This is a genomic window from Leucobacter sp. L43 (assembly GCF_016597785.1).
Lineage (GTDB): Bacteria > Actinomycetota > Actinomycetes > Actinomycetales > Microbacteriaceae > Leucobacter > Leucobacter alluvii.
The window spans coordinates 591,065-609,956 of sequence record NZ_JAENJG010000001.1 but is presented as its reverse complement, the minus strand read 5'-3'; the positions used below and the strand labels follow the sequence as shown (position 1 = coordinate 609,956).

The window sequence follows — 18,892 nt, the reverse complement described above, 5'->3', positions numbered from 1 at the left end:
GGAACACATGACCTCGAACCCGGCCAGGCCACCACTCGCGGGCGGCGCGCTCGATCGCGACGCGGCGACCCGCATGAGCCAGGAACTCCTGGGCGAAGCGTGGCGAGACCCCTCGGCCAAGATGCTCCGCATCCGTGGCGTGGAGATCCCCGTGCGCGTCGAGGGCGGTGCGACCCGGCTCGCGTGGCAGCCGACGACCGGCGAGCCGCGCGCGGCGGTGGTCGAAGATCCGGAAGGCGCGAGCGCCGCAGATCCGTCGCAGTCGAGCCTCGATGCGCGCGGGGTGACGGACGTGTTCCTGGGGCGCATCGACGGCGCCCCCGTGTTCGCGAGGGCGATACCAGTCGCAGGCGCGGATCCCGGCACCGATGCGCGCACCGTGGAGAACGAGGGAGCCGGCGCAGAGGCCGAGCCGGGCGATGAGCTCTGGGTCCACCCCTTCCAAGTCGGTGCTCGCCTCACCGAGGCCGAACGAGAAGCGGTCGGCGTCGCCTCGGCACTGCTGAGGTGGCACGAGAGCGCAAGCTACTCGCCGCGAGACGGCGATCGCACTGCAGCGACTCAGGGCGGGTGGGCCCGTCTCGACGCGCGAGGCGGAGAGCACTTCCCTCGAACCGATCCGGCGGTGATCGTGCTGATCGAGCACGAGAACCGCGTGCTCCTCGGTTCGAATGCGCTCTGGGAACCGGGTCGCTTCTCGCTGCTCGCGGGTTTCGTCGAAGCCGGTGAATCGCTCGAGCAGGCCGTCCAGCGCGAGGTCTTCGAGGAGTCCGGCGTGCGGCTGGGCGACATCGCGTACGTGACGTCTCAGCCGTGGCCGTTCCCGCGTTCGCTGATGCTCGGGTTCCGGGCGCGGCTGGCGGCGGGGGTCGATCCGGAAGCGCTGGTTCCCGATCCGACGGAGATATCGGAACTGCGGTGGTTCACGCGCGACGAGCTCCGCGAGCCCGCCGAGGATCTCACGCTGCCGATGCCGCTTTCGATCGCACGGTGGATGATCGACCGATGGGTCGCGGAGGACGCCGCCGAGGGCGCGGTCGAACCGGTCGATTCAGCCACGGCATCGTGAGCTCAGACGCCGAGGCGATTCTGTCGGCTCTCGATCCCGAGCAGCGCGAGATCGCGGAGAGCCTGCGCGGTCCCGTGGCCGTGCTCGCCGGTGCGGGAACGGGGAAGACGCGCGCCATCACCCACCGCATCGCGTACGGGGTGCGCACCGGGGTGTACGACCCGGAACGGGTACTCGCCGTGACGTTCACGCGGAAGGCCGCGGGAGAACTGCAGGGTCGCCTGCGGGCGCTGGGTGCTGACGGCGTGCGCGCGCAGACGTTCCACGGGGCCGCGCTCGCGCAGTTGAACCACTTCTGGCCGCAGCTCGTCGGCGGTGCCGCGCCGAAGATGCTCCCTGGCAAGGTGGCGGCGATCTCGCAGGCGGTCGAGTCGCTCGGGCTCAGGCTCGGAGGCGAGGCGCTGCGCGACGCCGCAGCGGAGATCGAATGGCGCAAGACCCGCATGCTGAGCATCGACGCCTACGCGGATCAGGTCGAGCGTCGACCCATCCCGCAGGGGCTCACGCCGGAGCGCCTCGTGGACCTGCAGCGGGCGTACACCGCGCTGCTCGAGGAGCGGAGGCAGATCGACTTCGAAGACGTCCTCGTGCTGATGACCGGCATGCTCGAGACCGAGCCCCTCGCGGCCCTCCAAGTGCGGGAACGCTATCGGTTCTTCACCGTCGACGAGTACCAGGATGTCTCGCCGCTGCAGCACTCGCTGTTGCGCATGTGGCTCGGGGATCGCGACGATCTCTGCGTCGTCGGTGATGCGAGCCAGACCATCTACTCCTTCGCGGGGGCCTCGAGCTCGTACCTGCTGCGATTCGGTGCGGAGTATCCGCGGGCGCGCGAGATCCGACTCGAGCGCAACTACCGCTCCACCGAACCCGTCGTCCGCATCTCCAACAGGCTGATGCGGGATCGGCCCGGCGCCCTCACGCTCCGGGCAGCACGCGCGGACGCGACTGCCGCCTCGGCGGCAGCGCCCACGTTCGAGTGGTTCGCCTCGGATCACGACGAAGCCGCGGCCGTTGCGGACTCCATCGCGGCGGCGGTGCGCGCGGGAACCCCGGCGTCCGAGGTCGCGATCCTGTACCGCACCAACGCGCAGTCGGCGCGCTTCGAGGAAGCGCTCAGGCAGCGCGGGCTGAGCGCTCGCGTGCACGGCGCGCAGCGGTTCTTCGAGCGCGCCGATGTGCGGCAAGCCGTGATGCTCATCCGCGGCGAGGCGAAGGTCGCGGACACGCGCCCCCTGTTTCAGATCGTCAGCGACGTGCTGCGTGCCGGGGGATGGTCGGCGAAGGCGCCGGAGGGCGCGGCGCAGCGCGAGAAGTGGGAAGCGCTCGGCGCGCTCCTCGGCCTCGTCGACGAGATGCCGCCCGGAACCGGCATCCGTGAGTTCAGCGAGGAGCTGCTCGCGCGGCAGCGCACGCAGCACGAGCCGACCCTCGACGCGGTGACCCTCAGCGCGATCCACGCCGCGAAGGGGCTCGAATGGTCGATGGTGCACGTCGTCGGGCTCAGTGAGGGGCTGCTGCCGATCACGCACGCCACCGACGAGGCTGCGATCGACGAGGAGCGCCGGCTCTGCTACGTGGCGTTCACCCGCGCGAGAGACACGCTCCGGCTCTCCGGGGTCGCGGGCGGGGGGCGTACCGCGCGGCAGCCCTCACGCTTCATCAGCGAGGCGGGGATGATCGCCGCCGGCACGTGAGCCGTCGTCATCGAGTGACGGCGGCCCGCAGGCGCAGTCGAGGTGCGGTTCGACCTGCTCCACTCGCGGCACGGGGATCGAGAGCGCTCGTGAAACCGGCAGGACGATGCGGGTGCGATGCGCGGCCGCGTCGCCGGCGCTCCAGGCGCGGATGAGGCCGGCGGCGTACGCTCCGGCGAGCACGGCGGCGTCGCGTCGTTCGCTTGCGACTGCTGCTCCGGCGAGCTGTGCCGCCAGGGCCGCGGTCGCGGCATCGCGTTCGACTCGCGCGAGCGATATGCAGGTGTGGCAGGGCCGGCCGTCGGCATCGATGATCGGTCCGACGTGCACCGCCCCATCGGTGAACCTGATGAGCAGGTGCGGAACCCCCTCCATCAGCCAGCGCTGCGCGCGCTCGAGCGGCTCCCAGTAGCGCTCCACGAACACGACGAGATCGATGTCTCCGGATGCAGACGACTCATCGCGAGCTGGGAACCGACACACCCCGCTCTCGAGGAGGGCTTCGCGCAGCGCCGCCACCGGGCGTCCGCCGTCGCACATCTGCGCGGTCAACGGCACCGCGGCCTCAGTCGCATTCGCGGCGCGCTGCGCGAGCAATGCGGGCCCGAGCTGTGCGACGGCGGCTCGCGCCTCACCGAGTGTCACTCCGGCTCGGCGCGCCTCGTCTGGCAGGCGGTCCGCATCCACTCCACGACGCAGTACGCCGATGAAGCGCTGCACTCCAGCCGTCGGGCGTCGCACGCGTGCGATGGCGTGCTCGAAACCCACCCTGAGGGTGTCCGGGTCCTCCCAGCAGACCGGGAGCGAGGGGTCGAGTCGTGTCAGCAGGGGATCCATGGGAGCAGTGTGCGCGCTCGAATCCCCGTTCGTGCGTTATCCACAGGCTCATCCGCTCGAGCGCGCCGATGCCGTTTCACTCACACCTGTGAGCGGCGTTGCATCGTGGTTGCCCGTTCAGTCCTGACGATCTCCCGCGTCGCCCTCGTGCGGGGGCAACTCGCCGTCGAGCAGCTGAGCGAGCGCTGCGTCGAATTCATCGGCTTCGGCGTCGGGCGTCGCACCGGCCAGGCCGAGGCGTTCGAGCAGCCGAGCGGGATGGTCCAGTTCTTCTGACGAGGGCAGCAGATCGGGATGCGCCCAGAGCCCGTCGCGGGTCGCGACATCGCTCCGCTCGCCGACGAGCCGCCACAGCGCCGCTGCCTCGCGCAACCGACGCGGGCGGAGCTCGAGCCCGGCGAGCGCAGCGAACGCGTGCTCCGCCGGTCCGCCCGTGGCGCGGCGGCGGCGCACCATCTCCGCCACCGCGTCGGCCCCTGGGATCCGCTTGGCGGCGTCCGCCGTCACCACGTCCACCCAGCCCTCGATCAACGCGAGCATCGTCTCGAGCCGTGCGTGCGCGGCCTCCTGCGCCTCCGTCTTCGGCGGTATCAGCGCGCCGTTCGAGATGATCTCCTGGATCTGCTCGGGGTGCTGCGGGTCGATATCCCGGGCGAGCTCCTCGATGCGTCCGGTATCGATGCTGATGCCGCGAGCGTAATCGCCGATCGCGGTGAGGAGATGCAGCCTCAGCCACTTCGAGTGGCGGAAGAGCCGGGCGTGGGCGAGCTCCCTGATCGCGAGGTAGAGCGTCACCGTCTCGGGATCCTGATCGAGGCCCTCGGCGAACGCAGCAACCCCTGCCGGGAGCAGCGCCCCGCCCTCGCGCCCCGCACCGGACAGCAGCGGGATCCCGATGTCTCCAGCCGACACGACCTCGCCGGAGAGACGACCGACGATCGTTCCGAGCTGCACGGCGAAGAGCGCGCCGCCCACGCTGCGCAGCATCGGGGTGGCTCCCTGCAGTGCCGTCCCGAGCTCTTCCGGCATCTGGCTCTCGAGCGCGCTCATCAGGGCGCGCGTGATCGACTCGGCCACCGGCTCGGCCAGCCCGACCCAGGTGTCGATCGACTGCTGCACCCACTCGATGCGAGACAACGTCTTCGGCGCGTCGGGAGTCGGCCCCAGCTCGGTCGCCTCGTCCAGCCAGAGTGCCGCGACGGGAAACGCCCTGAGGGCAGCTGCAGGATCAGCCGAACCGCTGTCGCCAGAGGCGACCTCGATCGCGGTCTTCCGCGCGACCGACCAGTCGATCTCGGCCGAGGGATTCTGCATGGCGCCCTGAAGCGTGCCGAACAGGCCCTGGAGGGCCTGGGGGTCGACGTTGATGCCCGCCGCCTTCGCGAACTGCTCGGGATCGAACCCGTTCGCTGGCGCACCGCCGGTGCCCGACAGCATGTCGCGCAGAATGCGTTGCAGCTCTTCGAAATCGCCACCGGAATCGGGGCGCTCAGCGCCGTCGTGGTCGTTCGCGCTCATTGCCGCTCCTTCGTCGTTGCTTCACGAATAACGCTACGGCACGGTGCTCAGATGCGCCTGCTAGATTGACCGACGCTCGGCGATTCCCATTGCGCCGACTGCGAACAGGCGCGGGGTGCACGAGGAGAGCATTGGGTCAGCACATCGGCAGGACACGTTCGGACGTCGAGTACGAGGCGGACACGGGCCGAGGGCGGCGTCGCGGCCTCTGGATCGTCGGCGCACTCGCGATCCCGGTGCTGCTCGCAGGAGCGATCCCCTCGCCGTACGTCATCGAGCGACCCGGCCCCGTGGTCGACACGCTCGGCGATGTCACCGTGGACGATGCCACGGAGCCCGTCGTCTCGTTCCCCGACGCTCAGACGTATCCGACGAGCGGCACGCTGAACCTGCTCACCGTGCAGATCCTCGGAGACCCTGACCGGCGACGCAGCTGGCTCTCGCTCCTGCCCGCGGTCGTCGACCCGTCGCAGCGCATCGCGCCGCTCAGCGACTTCTTCCGCGACGGAGAGACCTCCGATGATCGCGATGCGCAGAACACGGCGCTCATGGCGAGCTCGCAGACGCTCGCCGCCGCGGCGGCTTTCCGCGAGGCCGGCGACGACGTCGATGTCGTGCTCAGCGTCGCAGAGGTCGCGGGCGGCAGCGCGGCGGACGGCGTGCTCGAGCCGGGAGACCGTCTCGTCGCGCTCGACGGCGAGCCCATCGAGAGTTTCGCGATGCTTCGGGAACGAACCATCGCAACCGGAGGCGACGAGCCGCTGCGGGTCGGCATCGAGCGCGACGGGGAACCGGTCGATGTCGAGCTCACCCCGACCATCCCGGACGGGGCGACGGAACCGCTGATCGGGGCCACCGTCGCGACGGATTTCGACCTCCCGAGCGAGGTGGAGATCAAGCTCGAGGACATCGGCGGCCCGAGCGCCGGCATGGCCTTCTCGCTCGCCATGTACGATCGGCTGACTCCGGGGGAGATGCTCGACGGGATGACCGTCAGCGGCACGGGGACGATGGCCGATACCGGAGAGGTCGGGCCCATCGGCGGGCTCGAGCAGAAGATGTGGGCGGCGGCTCGAGCGGAGAGCGACCTCTTTCTCATGCCCCTCGGCAACTGCGCCGATGTTCCCGAGCGGATACCCGACGGATTGCGGGTCGCGCCGGTCGCAACCCTCACCGAGGCGATCGACGCAATCGAAACCGCCGCTTCAGGCGACACCCCCGCCGGGTTGGAGCGCTGCGGAGCCGAGATTTCAGCTCGGTCTCAATCGTCGTAGATGCCGATACCGCCCCCGGGTTTTACCAGCGCAGCCCGGTAGGGTGAAGTGACCCACCCCGCCCAGCACCATCGCGTGCGCACTGGACAGGAAAGTGAACGAAGACGTGACCGACCCGAACCCCCCGGCTCAGGCCACCCGTCAGCGCCGGCTCTCGCCGCTTGCGATCACCGTCGTGCTGGTGGTGATCCTGATTCTCGGCTTCCTCGCGGTGGCCGCGGTGCTCGCTGAAGTGATGTGGTATCGACAGACCGGCTACCTGCCGGTGCTCACCACGCAATGGCTCGCCGCCGGAGCGATGTTCCTGATCGGGTTCCTCGGCATCGCGGTGCCCGTGTTCTTCGCGATCGACATCGCGTACCGCAAGCGCCCCGTCTACGCGCGACTGACTGCACAGCTCGACCGGTACCAGGAGCTCTTCGAACCGCTCCGTCGCCTCGTCAAGTGGGGTCTGCCCGCCGTCGTCGGCCTGTTCGGGGGATTCAGCACCGCCGCGCAGTGGCAGAGCGTGCTGCTCTGGTTCAACGGCGAGAACACGGGGGAGACCGATGCTCAGTTCGGTCTCGACATCTCGTTCTTCCTCTTCGATCTGCCCATGCTGCAGGGGATCGTCGCGTTCGCCTCGGCCGCAACGCTGCTGGCGCTGATCGCCGGCGTCGCCACCAGTTACCTCTACGGCGGCATCGCGTTCTCCGGTCGTGACGTTCGCGTCTCGAAGTCGACGCGCATTCAGGCCGCGGTGCTCGCGACGCTGTACCTCGTGCTGCAGGCCGCGAGCCTCTGGCTCGATCAGTACCGCACGCTGACGGGGAGCTCCGGCATCCGCACGGGTGCGATGTTCTCGGACGTCAACGCGGTGATCCCGGGGAAGCAGATCCTCGCGGGAATCGCCATCATCGTCGCGATCCTGTTCATCGTGACGGCCTTCACCGGCAAGTGGCGTCTGCCGGTCATCGGCACGGCGCTGCTCATCGCGTCCAGCCTCGTGCTGGGCGTCGGCTACCCCTGGGCCGTGCAGCAGTTCCAGGTCGGGCCCGACGAGAAGAGCCTCGAGTCCGAGTACATCGAGCGCAATATCGCGGCCACCCGTGCCGCGTACGGCATCGAGGACGTCGAGAAGGAACGGTACGACGCGGTCACCGACGCCGAGCCTGGCGCGCTGCGCAACGACGCGACGACGACCGCGAACATTCGCATCATCGACCCCGAGATCGTCTCTCCCACCTTCGCTCAGCTCGAGCAGATCCGTCAGTACTACCAGTTCCCCGGATCGCTGAACGTCGATCGCTACGAGATCGACGGCCAGGTGGAGGACACCGTATCGGCGGTACGCGACATCAACATCGAAGAGCAGACCGGTTGGTACAACCGGACGCTCGTCTACACCCACGGGTACGGGCTCGTGGCGGCATTCGGCAACCAGCGATCGCCCGGGGGCGAGCCGGTCTTCCTGGAGAACGGTATTCCGACGAGCGGCAAGCTGGGCACCTTCGAACCGCGCATCTACTTCGGCATGGATTCCCCGGAGTACTCCATCGTGGGCGGAGAGCGCTCGAAGGCGATCGAGCTCGACTTCCCCGCCGATGCCGAGAGCAACGCCGAAGCCTCCGCCGAGGAGGCCGCAGACGCCGAGCCGGCCGAGCCGGGCGCTGAAGATCCTGCGACCGAGCAGAACGTCGAAGCGGAGGAGGCCGGTGAAGACGGTGGACGTCAGAACATGACGACCTTCTCGGGTGACGGCGGCCCCGTGCTCGACAACATCTTCACGAAGCTCATCTACGCCCTCAAGTTCCAGGATATGGAGGTGCTCCTCTCCGGCGCGGTCGTCGACGGCTCGCAGATCCTGTACGATCGCAACCCGGTCGACCGCGTGCAGAAGGTGGCCCCGTACCTGACCGTCGACAAGGCGCCCTACGCCTCGGTGGTCGACGGGCGCGTCGTCTGGATCGTCGACGGCTACACCACCTCCGACGATTACCCCTACTCCGAATCCTCGGACATGAACGAGCTCACAGTGGACGCTGACGCCGCCGAGCGCGATCCGCTCGGCAAGCCGATCAACTACATCCGCAACTCCGTGAAGGCGACCGTGGATGCGTATGACGGCTCCGTGTCCCTCTACGCGTGGGATACCGAGGATCCGCTGCTGAAGTCGTGGGGCAAGATCTTCCCCGGCACGCTGAAAGACGTCTCGGAGATGAGCGGCGACCTGCTCAGCCACGTTCGCTACCCCAGCGACCTGTTCAAGGTGCAGCGCGCGATGCTCGGCGAGTACCACGTCACGAACGCGGACGCCTTCTACTCGGCAGAGGACAAGTGGCGCACGCCCGATGATCCGGTGTCGACCGCGACCGCGGGTGCGGCGAAGCTCGCTCAGCCTCCGTATTATCTGACGCTCGCGGCCGGAGCCGATGCCGATCCCAACTACTCGATCTATTCGACGTACATTCCGGATCAATCGGGTGAGGGCTCCCGAGACATCCTCACCGGGTATCTCGCAGCGAATTCGAACGCCGGCTCTGAAGACGGGACGGTCTCGGAGGACTACGGAAAGCTGAAGTTGCTGACGCTGCCGAAGGGCGACCCGATTCCCGGGCCGGGGCAGGTGCAGAACAGCTTCACCACCGACTCGAACGTCTCCAACCTGCTCAACATCCTCCGCCAGGGCGAGAGCCAGGTCATCAGCGGCAACCTGCTGACGCTGCCGGTCGGCGGCGGATTGCTCTACGTGCAGCCCGTCTACGTGCAGGCGAAGTCCGGCACGAGCTTCCCGATCCTGCAGAAGGTGCTCGTCGCCTTCGGCGACCAGATCGCCTTCGAGGACACGCTGGACGAGGCACTGGATGCACTCTTCGGAGGCAACTCCGGCGCCGATGCCGGTGATACGGGCACGACCCCCACGACGGGGGACCCGGCGGCGGAGGATCCCGACTCGGGTGACACCGGTGCCGGTGACGCGGGTTCGGGTGCGACCGGCACCCTCCGAGAGACCCTGACGGAAATGCAGGACGCTCTCGAGGCACGCGATGCTGCCATGCAGAAGGGCGATTGGGCCGCCTACGGCGAAGCCGACGAGCGTCTGCAGCAGGCGATCGAGGCGGCGCTCGAAGCGGAGTAGCGCTCAGCCTCAGGGGCCGACCGGACCGGGACGACGCGAGTCGATCTGGTCCGGTCTGCGTTTCAGCGTGCGGGCCGCCGCGCGCACCTCGATCGCCCACAACGCGTGCGCGTTTCGGTTCATTGTCGTCGCTCACATGGCTGAGGCGCGCGCGACCGAACAGTCGATCTCGGGCGCAGCGTTCGCTCACATGCGCGGAAGTGAGGCGGTGCGCACTCCAGCAGTGCACTCCTGAAGCACAGCAAAAAGCCCTTGATCGGGAGAGAACTCCAGATCAAGGGCTTTTCTTCGTTGCGGGGGCGGGATTTGAACCCACGACCTCCGGGTTATGAGCCCGGCGAGCTACCGAACTGCTCCACCCCGCGGCACGAGACCCAACTCTAGCACGTCGCGGAATCAGGCGCAATTCTCGCGAGCCCGGTGGGTGTGGAGAGCTCCCGAGCCGTACCTGCTCTCCAGGCCACGATCGCTGCAGGACGCTCCGTTTCACGAGTCGTCCGCACGTGATCGCGGTGTCGAAAGGAGTTGGGCATGACCAAGGTGAACTGGCTGAACGGAGGGTGGCGAAGGAGACGCGCTCGGGATTCGCACACCGTGCGAAAGATGCAGACGGTACGAGTGGCGCGATCGGTGCCCGGGATGGCGCTCGCAGGTCTCGTCGTCGCCGCCCTCGCGCTCAGCGCCGCCCTTTTCGCGCCGCCGACTCCCGCTCAGGCGCTATCACGAGGAGAAGAAGTCTCGTTCGCCGGTGGATTGACGATCTCGAACTTCGTCATGCCGAACGGTACTCGCGCGTACTGCATCGAGGTCGGTCGCCACGAACCGTCGGGGTACATCGCCTCACTCGGGCGACTCCCGTATCTGCCGGGTATCGCCGGGATGTTCCCGGCGTGGGATGACGAACACGGCATGAGGCAGATGAACTACCTCATGGACCGTCACGGTCAGACTGGGGATGCGTGGACCGCTGCTGCGGTGCAGCTGACGATCTGGCGCATGCGCGAGAACTTCGCCGCGGGCAATCCGGCCCTCGACCAGAAGATCGGTGTGCTGCTGAGCTCAGCCCGTGGCCGGGACCTCATCGCGGAATCCGACCGGCTCTATGCCGACGCGAAGGCGAATGCGAAACCGCCGGTGGCTGCGAAGCCCGTCACGGGGGAGTTGCAGGTGACTCCTGACCCCGGCGGAAAGCAGGGCCGCTACCGGGTCGCGTACCCGAAGGGCACCACGACGCTCAGCGTCACTGGCGGCACGTTCGTGCGCAATGATGCTGCGACGCTCCAAGTTCCGAGTACCGAGGCTTCGGCTCGCTACGTCCAGGCAGACCCTGGTGCGCGTCGCATCACGCTCGGGGGCTCCTGGGAGGCCAGAGGCACGGCCGGGTGGGATGCGGTGCTCGACGTCCACGACACCGCGACCGCCTCGGGAGCCAGTGGGCAGCGAATCGCAGTCGCCACGGGCAGTTCGAAATCGGCGGACTTGGGAGGTCGCTTTCCCAGCGTGCATCAGGACGTTCCTGCGCCCCCGGCCCCACCGATCGCGTCCTCTCAGGCGCAGCCGGACGCCACGGTAGGGGGCACCATGCTGGATCGACTGATCGTTCGAGAGACGCCGGACAGCACCCTGGAGATGTGGCCGGACGCGGTCGCCGACTTCACGGCGTACCTGGAGCCGAGCGCCGGGGCGCAGAAGTTCGACGAGCACTGGGAGCCGGTACTGGGCGATCCGTATGAGGCGCAAGCGGAAGACCTTGCAACCGGAGCGCTGCTCTGGGAGGAGTGGTGGGCGGATGCCGCAGGAGAACCGCTGCTCGATGAAGCGGGGAACCGCATTCCCGTGGCCGACGAGAATGGTGCGCCGACGGCGGGTGTTGCCGCAGACGGCACTCCATACCCCGTGCTCGAGCTGGCGGAGGACGGCACTCCGGTGCTCGACAGCTCGGGGGCGCCCGTGCCTCTGCGCGGTCGCGACCCCGTGCTGGAGCAACGGCGCGATCCGCAGACCTGGAGCGAAGCCGAACTCGAATCGCTCTCCGCGGAGGAACGCTGTCTCGCACAACCCGTCCACCGCGCATCCGGCATTGACGTTCCGGGGCCGGGAGCGTACGCGTCGCCCGAGACGCAGGTGCGATCCGGAGGCACGATCCACTGGGTCGAGCGCGTCGTGTCGCACGGCAAGACCGTGCACGAGGGCGAGTGCGGGCTGAGCAACGAGACGACCAGGATCGATCAGCCGGCCGTCGTCACGCAGGCGCTCTCGGAAGCGGCGCTCGGCGACGAGCTCTACGACGTGGCCACGGTGTCCGGCGCTCTTGCGGAACGCGCGACGTACTCGATGCGCTTCGAGGCCTACCGCGCTCCGGAAGGCGCGATCGAGGACACCCCGGAGGTGCGCACGGCAGTCGAACCGAGCTGCAGCGCCGAGAACATCATCTTTCGTTCCGAGAAGATTCCCGTCACCGGGACCGGCGACCTGCGTTCGCCCGGCTTCACCGCGCGACCTGAGCATGGCACGACGGTCTGGTGGATCGAGACGCTGTACCTCGAGACCCCGGATGGGCCCCGCACGCTGCACCGCGGCGAATGCGGTCTTGCCAATGAGACCACGACGATCGGGCGCCCGTCGGTCGAGACCCTGGCGACGGAAACCGCTCCCGTCGGCGCCGAGATCTCCGACACCGCGGTGGTATCGGGGGCGCTCGCGGAGAACGCCGGCGCTCGGTGGGAACTGACGTTCGCCGGATACGGCGCGGGGACCGCACCGCGAGACGCGGGTGACGGGGTAGCGAAGGAGCCGGCTCCGGACGAAGGGGGCGGGCGAGCCGTGTGCACACGAGAGAATCTCCTGTTCGAGACATCGGCCGTGCCGGTGACGGGCCCGGGCGAGATCGTCTCCCCGAGCGTCGTCGCACAGTCGGACTGGGTCGGCGCGGTCTGGTGGGTCGAAACGCTGTGGCTCATCCAGGGCGACGCTCGAGTGGCAATGCACACGGGCGAGTGCGGCATCGCCAGCGAGACGACGAACATCACGACACCGGAGGTGACCACGAACGCGGCGGCGTTCTCCGCGATCGGCGACCTCATCAGCGATGAGGCGACGATCACCGGTGTCCTCGCAGAGCGTGCAGGCTTGGAGCACCGCGTCGTCTTCCGCGGGTATCGGGGCGAGGCGTCGGCCACGGGAACGGACGCGGCGCACTGCACGGACGACAACCTCCTCTTCACGCTCGATCCAGTCAGCGTCACCGAGCCCGGCACGGTTCGTTCGCCGGAGATCACGGCGCTCCCCGAATATGGCGACACCATCTGGTGGGTGGAGACGCTGTCGCAGTGGGAGAACGGGGCGGAGCGAGAGCTGCACCGCGGAGCATGCGGGATGCCAGAGGAGACGACCACGGTGCAGGCGCCGACCGTGCGCACGGTTTCGGCCGGCTCGGTGGAGGTCGGGCAGCCGATGTTCGACCGGGCGTTCGTCGGCGGCCCCATCGTGCAGCGCGATGGCATCGAATTACGGGTGCGTTTCAGCGCGTACGGGCGAGATGCGCACGGCGCGCTCGTATGCTCGCCGGAGCACGAACTCGCCGAACTCGGCGACGCTGCGGGCGTCGTGGTCGACGGCCCGGGAACGTACCGATCGAGGAGTGTGCTCACCCGTCCCGAGCATGTCGGACTCGGCGGCTACGTCGAGACCCTCGTCATGATCGAGGCCGGGAAGGAGCACGTGGTGGCGAAGGGCGCCTGCGGTGCTCCGAGCGAGGACTTCGAGGTCCGCCCGGTGGGTGCGGCGCCCGCTCTCGCTACGACGGGAGAGGGAGCCGCGGCCGCGTGGATCGCCGGGGGAGGCGCGCTCCTGCTCCTCGGCGGGGCCGCGCTGGCCTGGGGCGTACGCCGACACCGGCGCGGCCCGATCGTCTTCCGAGAGTGCCGCGATATGGCGTCCTCGGGAGAGTGAGGGAAGGCCGGCAATCGTGCCGGCGGTCGGCCCTTCCAGCGAGGTGAATGCTCGGAAGGGCCGGGCGTCGGCACGACTCGTGCCAACCGGAGCGTACGAAGTGCACGCGGGACCGCGGCGTGCAGATGCTCTGCAGGTACTCCAAGCGAAATTCATAGGAAGGGAGGTCAAGCTAGACCTACACGAAGGGAGCCCCCATGAGCACCACACCCGAGTACGGCCCAGACGGTCGCCTCATCTCCTCCTCCGCGCAGAACGCGAGCACCGGCGAGCCATCGTCGACTCCAGTGCCCCAGTCGGATGCCCCGACGCAGCAGCTCCCGGGCGACCGGTTCCTGCCCGAGAGCGCCGCTTCGCAGCCGCACGCTCCGCACGGATCGCCGAACCTCGGCGCACCGACCGCGCACGCACCGACGCATCCGACGGCTCCGGCAGATCAGCACGCGAGCGCGTTCGGATACGGGGCGATGCCGGTCGGATCCCACGCTCCGGGCGACCTCGGCGGAGGCGCACCCGGCGGGCCGAACGACCACCGCGGTGCTGACGATTCGGGAAAGTCGAAGGACGCGAAGAACCGCTCGGGCATGCTCCTCGCCGGACTCGCGGTCGGCGCACTCCTCGGCGGCGTCGTGGGGGGCGGCGTCGCTGCGGTCGTGTCGGCGAACGCGCCGCAGTCGGCTACGACCGGTGCGTCGGGGAGCAGCGCGATCACGTTGAACAACGCGGAGAACGCGACCGCGATCTCCGGAGTCGCAGCGGTCGCCACTCCCAGCGTCGTCACACTCGAGGTCGCGGGAGGCAACTCGAGCGGTTCGGGCTCCGGTGTGATCTACTCCGATGACGGCTACATCATCACCAACGCGCATGTGGTGACGCTCGACGGCGCGGCCATGAGCGACGCCGCGATTCGCGTGAAGCTGAGCGATGGGCGCATCTTCGATGGAAGCCTCGTCGGCGTGGACCCGTATGCGGATCTCGCAGTGGTCAAGGTCGATGCCACCGATCTTCCCGCCGTAGCAGTCGCAGACTCCGACAAGCTCGATGTGGGGGATCTCACCGTCGCGATCGGCGCACCCTTGAATCTGGCGAACACGGTCACGAGCGGCGTCGTGAGCGCCCTGAATCGCGGGATCTCAGTGGGAAGCCCCTTGATCGAGGAGCAGCCGACGCCGGATGACGGCAGCGGCGACGATGGCTCCGGCGGCGGAGGACTGCCCTGGGACTTCCGCTTCGGCCTCCCCGACGAGGAGGGCCAGCAACAGGAGCAGCAGCCGTCGACGTCTTCGGGAAGCGTGACGCTCCCCGTGATTCAGACCGATGCGTCGATCAACCCGGGGAACTCGGGCGGCGCGCTGCTGAACGGCAAGGGCGAGCTCATCGGCATCAACGTCGCGATCGCGTCGACGTCGACGACCGGAGGCACCGCAGGAAGCGTGGGTCTCGGATTCGCGATCCCGTCGAATCTCGCCTCCCGCGTCGCCGACTCGATCATCGCGGGGGAGCAGCCGTCGCACGGACTCCTCGGAGCGTCAGTCGCCGATTCATCGCAGGACACCGATGCGGACGCGGACTTCGCGGGCGGACTGCTCGTCGAGGTCGTTCCGGACGGGGCGGCAGCGAAAGCGGGTCTCAAGCCCGGCGATGTGATCACCGCAGTCGACGGCGTCTCAGCGGTCGACGGGACCTCGGTCTCCGCGCTGATCCGGATGCACGCCGGCGACAGCTCGGTGCGGATCGAGTACATGCGCAATGGCAAGGCAGCCGAGACCGAGGTGACGCTCGGCACCCTCGAATGGTGATCGTCCGACACCCGACCTGCGTCGCACGATGAGTGCCGCGAACGTTCCCCGCAGAACGTTCGCGGCACTTCGACGTGCATGCGGAGCCGCTGCAGATGCCGGTTCGCCCAGCGGGAATGCCCTACAGTAATACCGATGAGTACCGCCGGATTCGACTTCGCGAGCGGCAACCTCTCGAAGCTCCTCGCCCTCCCGAAGTACCTGCTGTCGTTGGTCCTCTCGTGGTTCGTCCCTCGCGTCCGTTCCCGCTGGGCATTCGGCAGCGGAGCGGGAGTCGGGGAGGGTGCGCTCGCCGTCGCGCGTCGGCTGCGCATCGAGCAGCCGGAAGCCGAGATCGCCTGGCTCGTCGCCGACGCGGATGAAGCGGACCGTGCGCGCGCCGAGGGGTTCACGGCGGTGGAGCGGCGCGGCCGGGCTGGCTTCTGGACGACGCTGCGGGCCGGTCACATCGTCGTCACCCACGGGTTGGGCGATGTGAACCGCTTCGGTGTCGCCGGAGGCTTCATCGTGCAGCTGTGGCACGGCGCCCCGCTCAAGCGCCTCCACTTCGATTCGCCCGTCACCACGAAGGTGGCAGGTCCGCCGCTGATCCGCGCGCTGCTGCGACGGATGTACCGCGCCGGATCCCGGCAGGTGGACCTCTACGTCGCGGGATCGCCCCTCGCGGCCGAACGCCTTCGCTCGGCCTTTCGAGTGGCTCCCGGCAAGGTGCGCGTGCTGGGGGATCCGCGCGACGACGCGCTCGCACGGCAAGCCTCAGAGACCGATGGCGGGGCCCAGGCTCGCGCAGCCGTGCGGTCGATTCTTGAACAGGCGGGCGCTCGCATCGCCGAGTCGGATGCGCTGGTGCTCTACGCGCCGACCTGGCGGGACGGCGATCCTGACCCCGCTATTCCGAATGACGCGGAGGCGCGGGCCATCCGCGAGGCGTGCGCGCGCACCGGGGCGCATCTCGTCGTGCGCTCGCACCCGCTCGGCGGAGGAGCGTACGACGCGCTCCTCGGCGACCGCGTGCACGCCCTCGGTGCAGAACTGCTGCGCGACATCACGCCGATGCTCGGAGCGTTCGATGCCGTGATCACCGACTACTCGTCGCTCGCGCTGGATTTCGCCCTGCTCGAGCGCCCCATCATCTGGTTCGCTCCGGATCTTGAGCGCTACGGCAGCACCCGTGGCCTGTATGAACCGCTCGAGGTGACCGCGTCGGGACGCGTCGCGCGGGATTGGGCGGAGGTGCTGCGCACCTGGGACGCCCTCGCGGCCCCAGGAGAGCGCCGAGCGCTCATCGGCGAAGCGCGTGCGCTCGCCGAACGCTTCCACACGTACCGCGATGGATGCTCGGCACAGCGGGTGCTCGGCGAGATCACCCGACTTCGCGCTCCGGCGGTGGAACTCATCGATCCCGAGGGCGTGTTCTTCGAGAGCTTCTACGGACGCCAGATCGGTTGCAACCCGCTCGCGCTCGATCGCGAGATCGCTCGACGGTTTCCGGATCGGCCTCGCTACTGGAGCGTGGTCAGCGAGCGTCAGCATGTGCCGGAGGGTGCGGTGCCCGTGCTGGTCGGCGGCAGGGAATGGTTCGCGGCTCGCCGGTACGCGCGGCTCCTGATCGTCAACGACTGGTTGCGCTACGGCTTCCGCCGCCGGCGCGGGCAGACCGTGCTGCAGACCTGGCACGGCACCATGCTCAAGCATCTGGCGCTCGGGCGTCCGGACGTGGGACTGCGCACACGCATCGCCGTGCTCCGTGAGAGCCGCAGATGGAGTCTGATGCTCTCCCAGAACCCGCACTCCACCGAGCAGTTCCGCACGAGCTACGCCTTCCGGGGCGACATTCTCGAGACCGGGTACCCGCGGGACGACAGTCTCGCGCAGGCGCTCGCCGGCCACACGGTGAATCCGGTGGCGGTTCGTCTCGCCCGTGCCGAGCTCGGCGTACCGCCCGACGCTCGCGTGCTCGTGTACGCGCCCACCTGGCGCGACCGAGGCGTCACCCTCGTCGATGAACTCGACGTACGAAGCCTCGCCGAAGAACTCGGCGATGAGTGGGTGGTCATTGCCAGAGGGCACACGCGAACCCACGACTTCGGGAGGTACGGGGGAGCGGACGCGCGCGTGATCGATGCCTCCCGGCATCCCGACGCCGCCACCGTCATCCTCGCTGCCGACGTGCTCGTCACCGATTACTCGTCCATCATGTTCGATGCCGCCGTGTCGCGAACGCCGATGCTCTTCTTCGTGCCCGATCTCGCCGCGTACCGCGACCGCGAGCGAGGCTTCACCTTCGACTTCGAGCGCGATGCTCCGGGGCCGCTCCTCGCCGCCCGCGAAGAGATCGTCTCGCATGCGCGCGCCCTCGCGGAAGACGGACCGGACGCCGAATGGCTGCGGCAGTACGAGCCGGCTGCCGCAGCATGGCGGGAGCGCTTCACTCCGTACGACGACGGCCGAGCCGCATCTCGAGTGGTGGACGCTCTCGTCGCGCGATCCTCGCTCTAGACGCGCGACCGGTCCACGACGCGGCCACGACCGAAGATGCGTCCGCCGCCGAAGACGATGCCGCGCAGGAAGCCCGCGCCCCAGCTGAGATGCATCGTGACGAGCGTCGTCGCGGTGAGCAGCCGATCGCGGATGCCGCGCTGATCGGGGATGCGGAAGACGGCGACGCCGATCCCGGCCAGGTAGGCGGCCATGGGCACCAGCAGCACCGTCCAGGCGGATGCCCACGGCAGGACGCCGATGGTCAGCAGGACGAGGGCGCCCGTACTTGCAGTCAGTCCGAGTACGAGAGCGCCCGGGGCGAAGAATCGCCACGGGTTCGCGCGACCGTACTTGCGCACGAGCACCGCGCGCCATGTTCCAGTGGCGAAGAACTGCCTCGCCAGGTCGGCGAAGCTCGCGCGCGGCCAGTAGGTCACACCGAGCGCGGGGGAGAACCAGACCAGACCGCCGGCCCTGCGGATCCTGAGATTCAGCTCCCAGTCCTCTCCTCTCAGTATCTCGCGGTCATACCCGCCCACTGCATCGATGGCCTCGCGGCGGAAGATTCCGAGATACGCCGACTCCGCCTCCCCGGCCGCCCCATCGCCGTGGTACGCGCCGCCTCCGAGCCCGTAGGGGCTGTTGTAGCCGCGAGCAATGGCGCGCTGCACGTCGCTCGCGCCGGCCGCGCGCATGATGCCGCCCACATTCGCGGCGTGCCGGCTGCCGAGTATCTCGACCCCGAGGCGCGTGTAATCGGGGGTGAGTTCCGAGTGGGCGTCGACGCGGACGATGATCGGGTACCGGCTCGCCGCGATCGCACGATTGAGCCCCGCTGGAATGTCGCGCTCCGGATTCTCCACCAGGCGGACTCGCCCGTCCTCCGCCGCGAGCGACAGCGCGATCGCGTTGCTCCGGTCGGTCGACGGGCCCAGCGCGAGCACGATCTCCTTCTCGCCCGCGTAGTCCTGATCGAGGATCGTGCGGACCGCCCGTTCCAGGAATCCCTCCTCGTTCAGCACGGGCATGACGTAGCTCACGGCCGGGAGAGGGGGGAGGGCGGGGAGATGCACCCGTCGATCCTCCCATATTCCACGCCTGCGCCCACTGGTTCAGGCGCTTCGGCGCCGCACCCGGTTAGGCTTGCA

General features: G+C 68.8%; 10 protein-coding genes and 1 tRNA gene. 7 read left to right on the top strand and 4 right to left on the bottom strand.

Annotated features, from left to right (window positions below; genetic code table 11):
* Positions 1-7 precede the first annotated feature (7 nt).
* Together nudC and JE033_RS02795 are read left to right on the top strand one after the other, a co-directional pair.
* Positions 8-1,069 carry an NAD(+) diphosphatase gene (nudC, locus tag JE033_RS02800; RefSeq protein ID WP_200329331.1) on the top strand — a complete coding sequence of 354 codons (1,062 nt, stop codon included), beginning with the start codon at positions 8-10 and terminating at the stop codon, positions 1,067-1,069.
* On the top strand, positions 1,066-2,766 hold the full coding sequence (locus tag JE033_RS02795) for an ATP-dependent helicase (protein ID WP_200329329.1): 1,701 nt from the start codon (positions 1,066-1,068) through the stop codon (positions 2,764-2,766). Before nudC ends, JE033_RS02795 begins: the two co-directional genes overlap by 4 nt.
* Here JE033_RS02795 and JE033_RS02790 read toward each other — a convergent pair.
* Together JE033_RS02790 and JE033_RS02785 are read right to left on the bottom strand one after the other, a co-directional pair.
* Positions 2,722-3,603, bottom strand: a complete 882-nt coding sequence (locus JE033_RS02790; RefSeq protein ID WP_200329327.1) for a hypothetical protein — start codon at positions 3,601-3,603, stop codon at positions 2,722-2,724. The genes JE033_RS02795 and JE033_RS02790 overlap by 45 nt on opposite strands.
* 117 nt (positions 3,604-3,720) lie before the next feature.
* Entirely contained in the window at positions 3,721-5,121 is a 1,401-nt protein-coding gene (locus JE033_RS02785; RefSeq protein WP_200329325.1) for a zinc-dependent metalloprotease, read from the bottom strand.
* Positions 5,122-5,252: 131 nt separating this feature from the next.
* Between JE033_RS02785 and JE033_RS02780 the strand changes: the two genes are divergently transcribed.
* Together JE033_RS02780 and JE033_RS02775 are read left to right on the top strand one after the other, a co-directional pair.
* Positions 5,253-6,395 carry a PDZ domain-containing protein gene (locus JE033_RS02780; RefSeq protein WP_234037069.1) on the top strand — a complete coding sequence of 381 codons (1,143 nt, stop codon included), beginning with the start codon at positions 5,253-5,255 and terminating at the stop codon, positions 6,393-6,395.
* Positions 6,396-6,501: 106 nt separating this feature from the next.
* Positions 6,502-9,513 (top strand): UPF0182 family protein, encoded by a 3,012-nt coding sequence (locus tag JE033_RS02775; protein WP_200329323.1) that lies wholly within the window; start codon positions 6,502-6,504, stop codon positions 9,511-9,513.
* 291 nt (positions 9,514-9,804) lie between these two features.
* Here JE033_RS02775 and JE033_RS02770 read toward each other — a convergent pair.
* Positions 9,805-9,878: transfer RNA gene (locus JE033_RS02770), tRNA-Met, on the bottom strand.
* A 166-nt stretch (positions 9,879-10,044) separates the two neighbouring features.
* On the opposite strand from JE033_RS02770, the gene JE033_RS02765 reads away from it, so the two are divergent.
* The 3 genes from JE033_RS02765 (at position 10,045) to JE033_RS02755 (ending at position 17,762) form a co-directional block, all read left to right on the top strand.
* Positions 10,045-13,464: a hypothetical protein gene (locus JE033_RS02765; RefSeq protein WP_234037068.1), complete on the top strand. Its 3,420-nt coding sequence runs from the start codon at positions 10,045-10,047 to the stop codon at positions 13,462-13,464.
* Between the two features lie 197 nt (positions 13,465-13,661).
* Entirely contained in the window at positions 13,662-15,263 is a 1,602-nt protein-coding gene (locus JE033_RS02760; RefSeq protein WP_200329321.1) for a S1C family serine protease, read from the top strand.
* A 135-nt stretch (positions 15,264-15,398) separates the two neighbouring features.
* Positions 15,399-17,762, top strand: a complete 2,364-nt coding sequence (locus tag JE033_RS02755; RefSeq protein WP_200329319.1) for a CDP-glycerol glycerophosphotransferase family protein — start codon at positions 15,399-15,401, stop codon at positions 17,760-17,762.
* Here the strand turns inward: JE033_RS02755 and JE033_RS02750 are convergent.
* Positions 17,759-18,817, bottom strand: a complete 1,059-nt coding sequence (locus JE033_RS02750) for a glycosyltransferase family 2 protein (protein ID WP_090148171.1) — start codon at positions 18,815-18,817, stop codon at positions 17,759-17,761. The two genes, JE033_RS02755 and JE033_RS02750, sit on opposite strands and share 4 nt — an antisense overlap.
* Between the last annotated feature and the right edge of the window lie 75 nt (positions 18,818-18,892).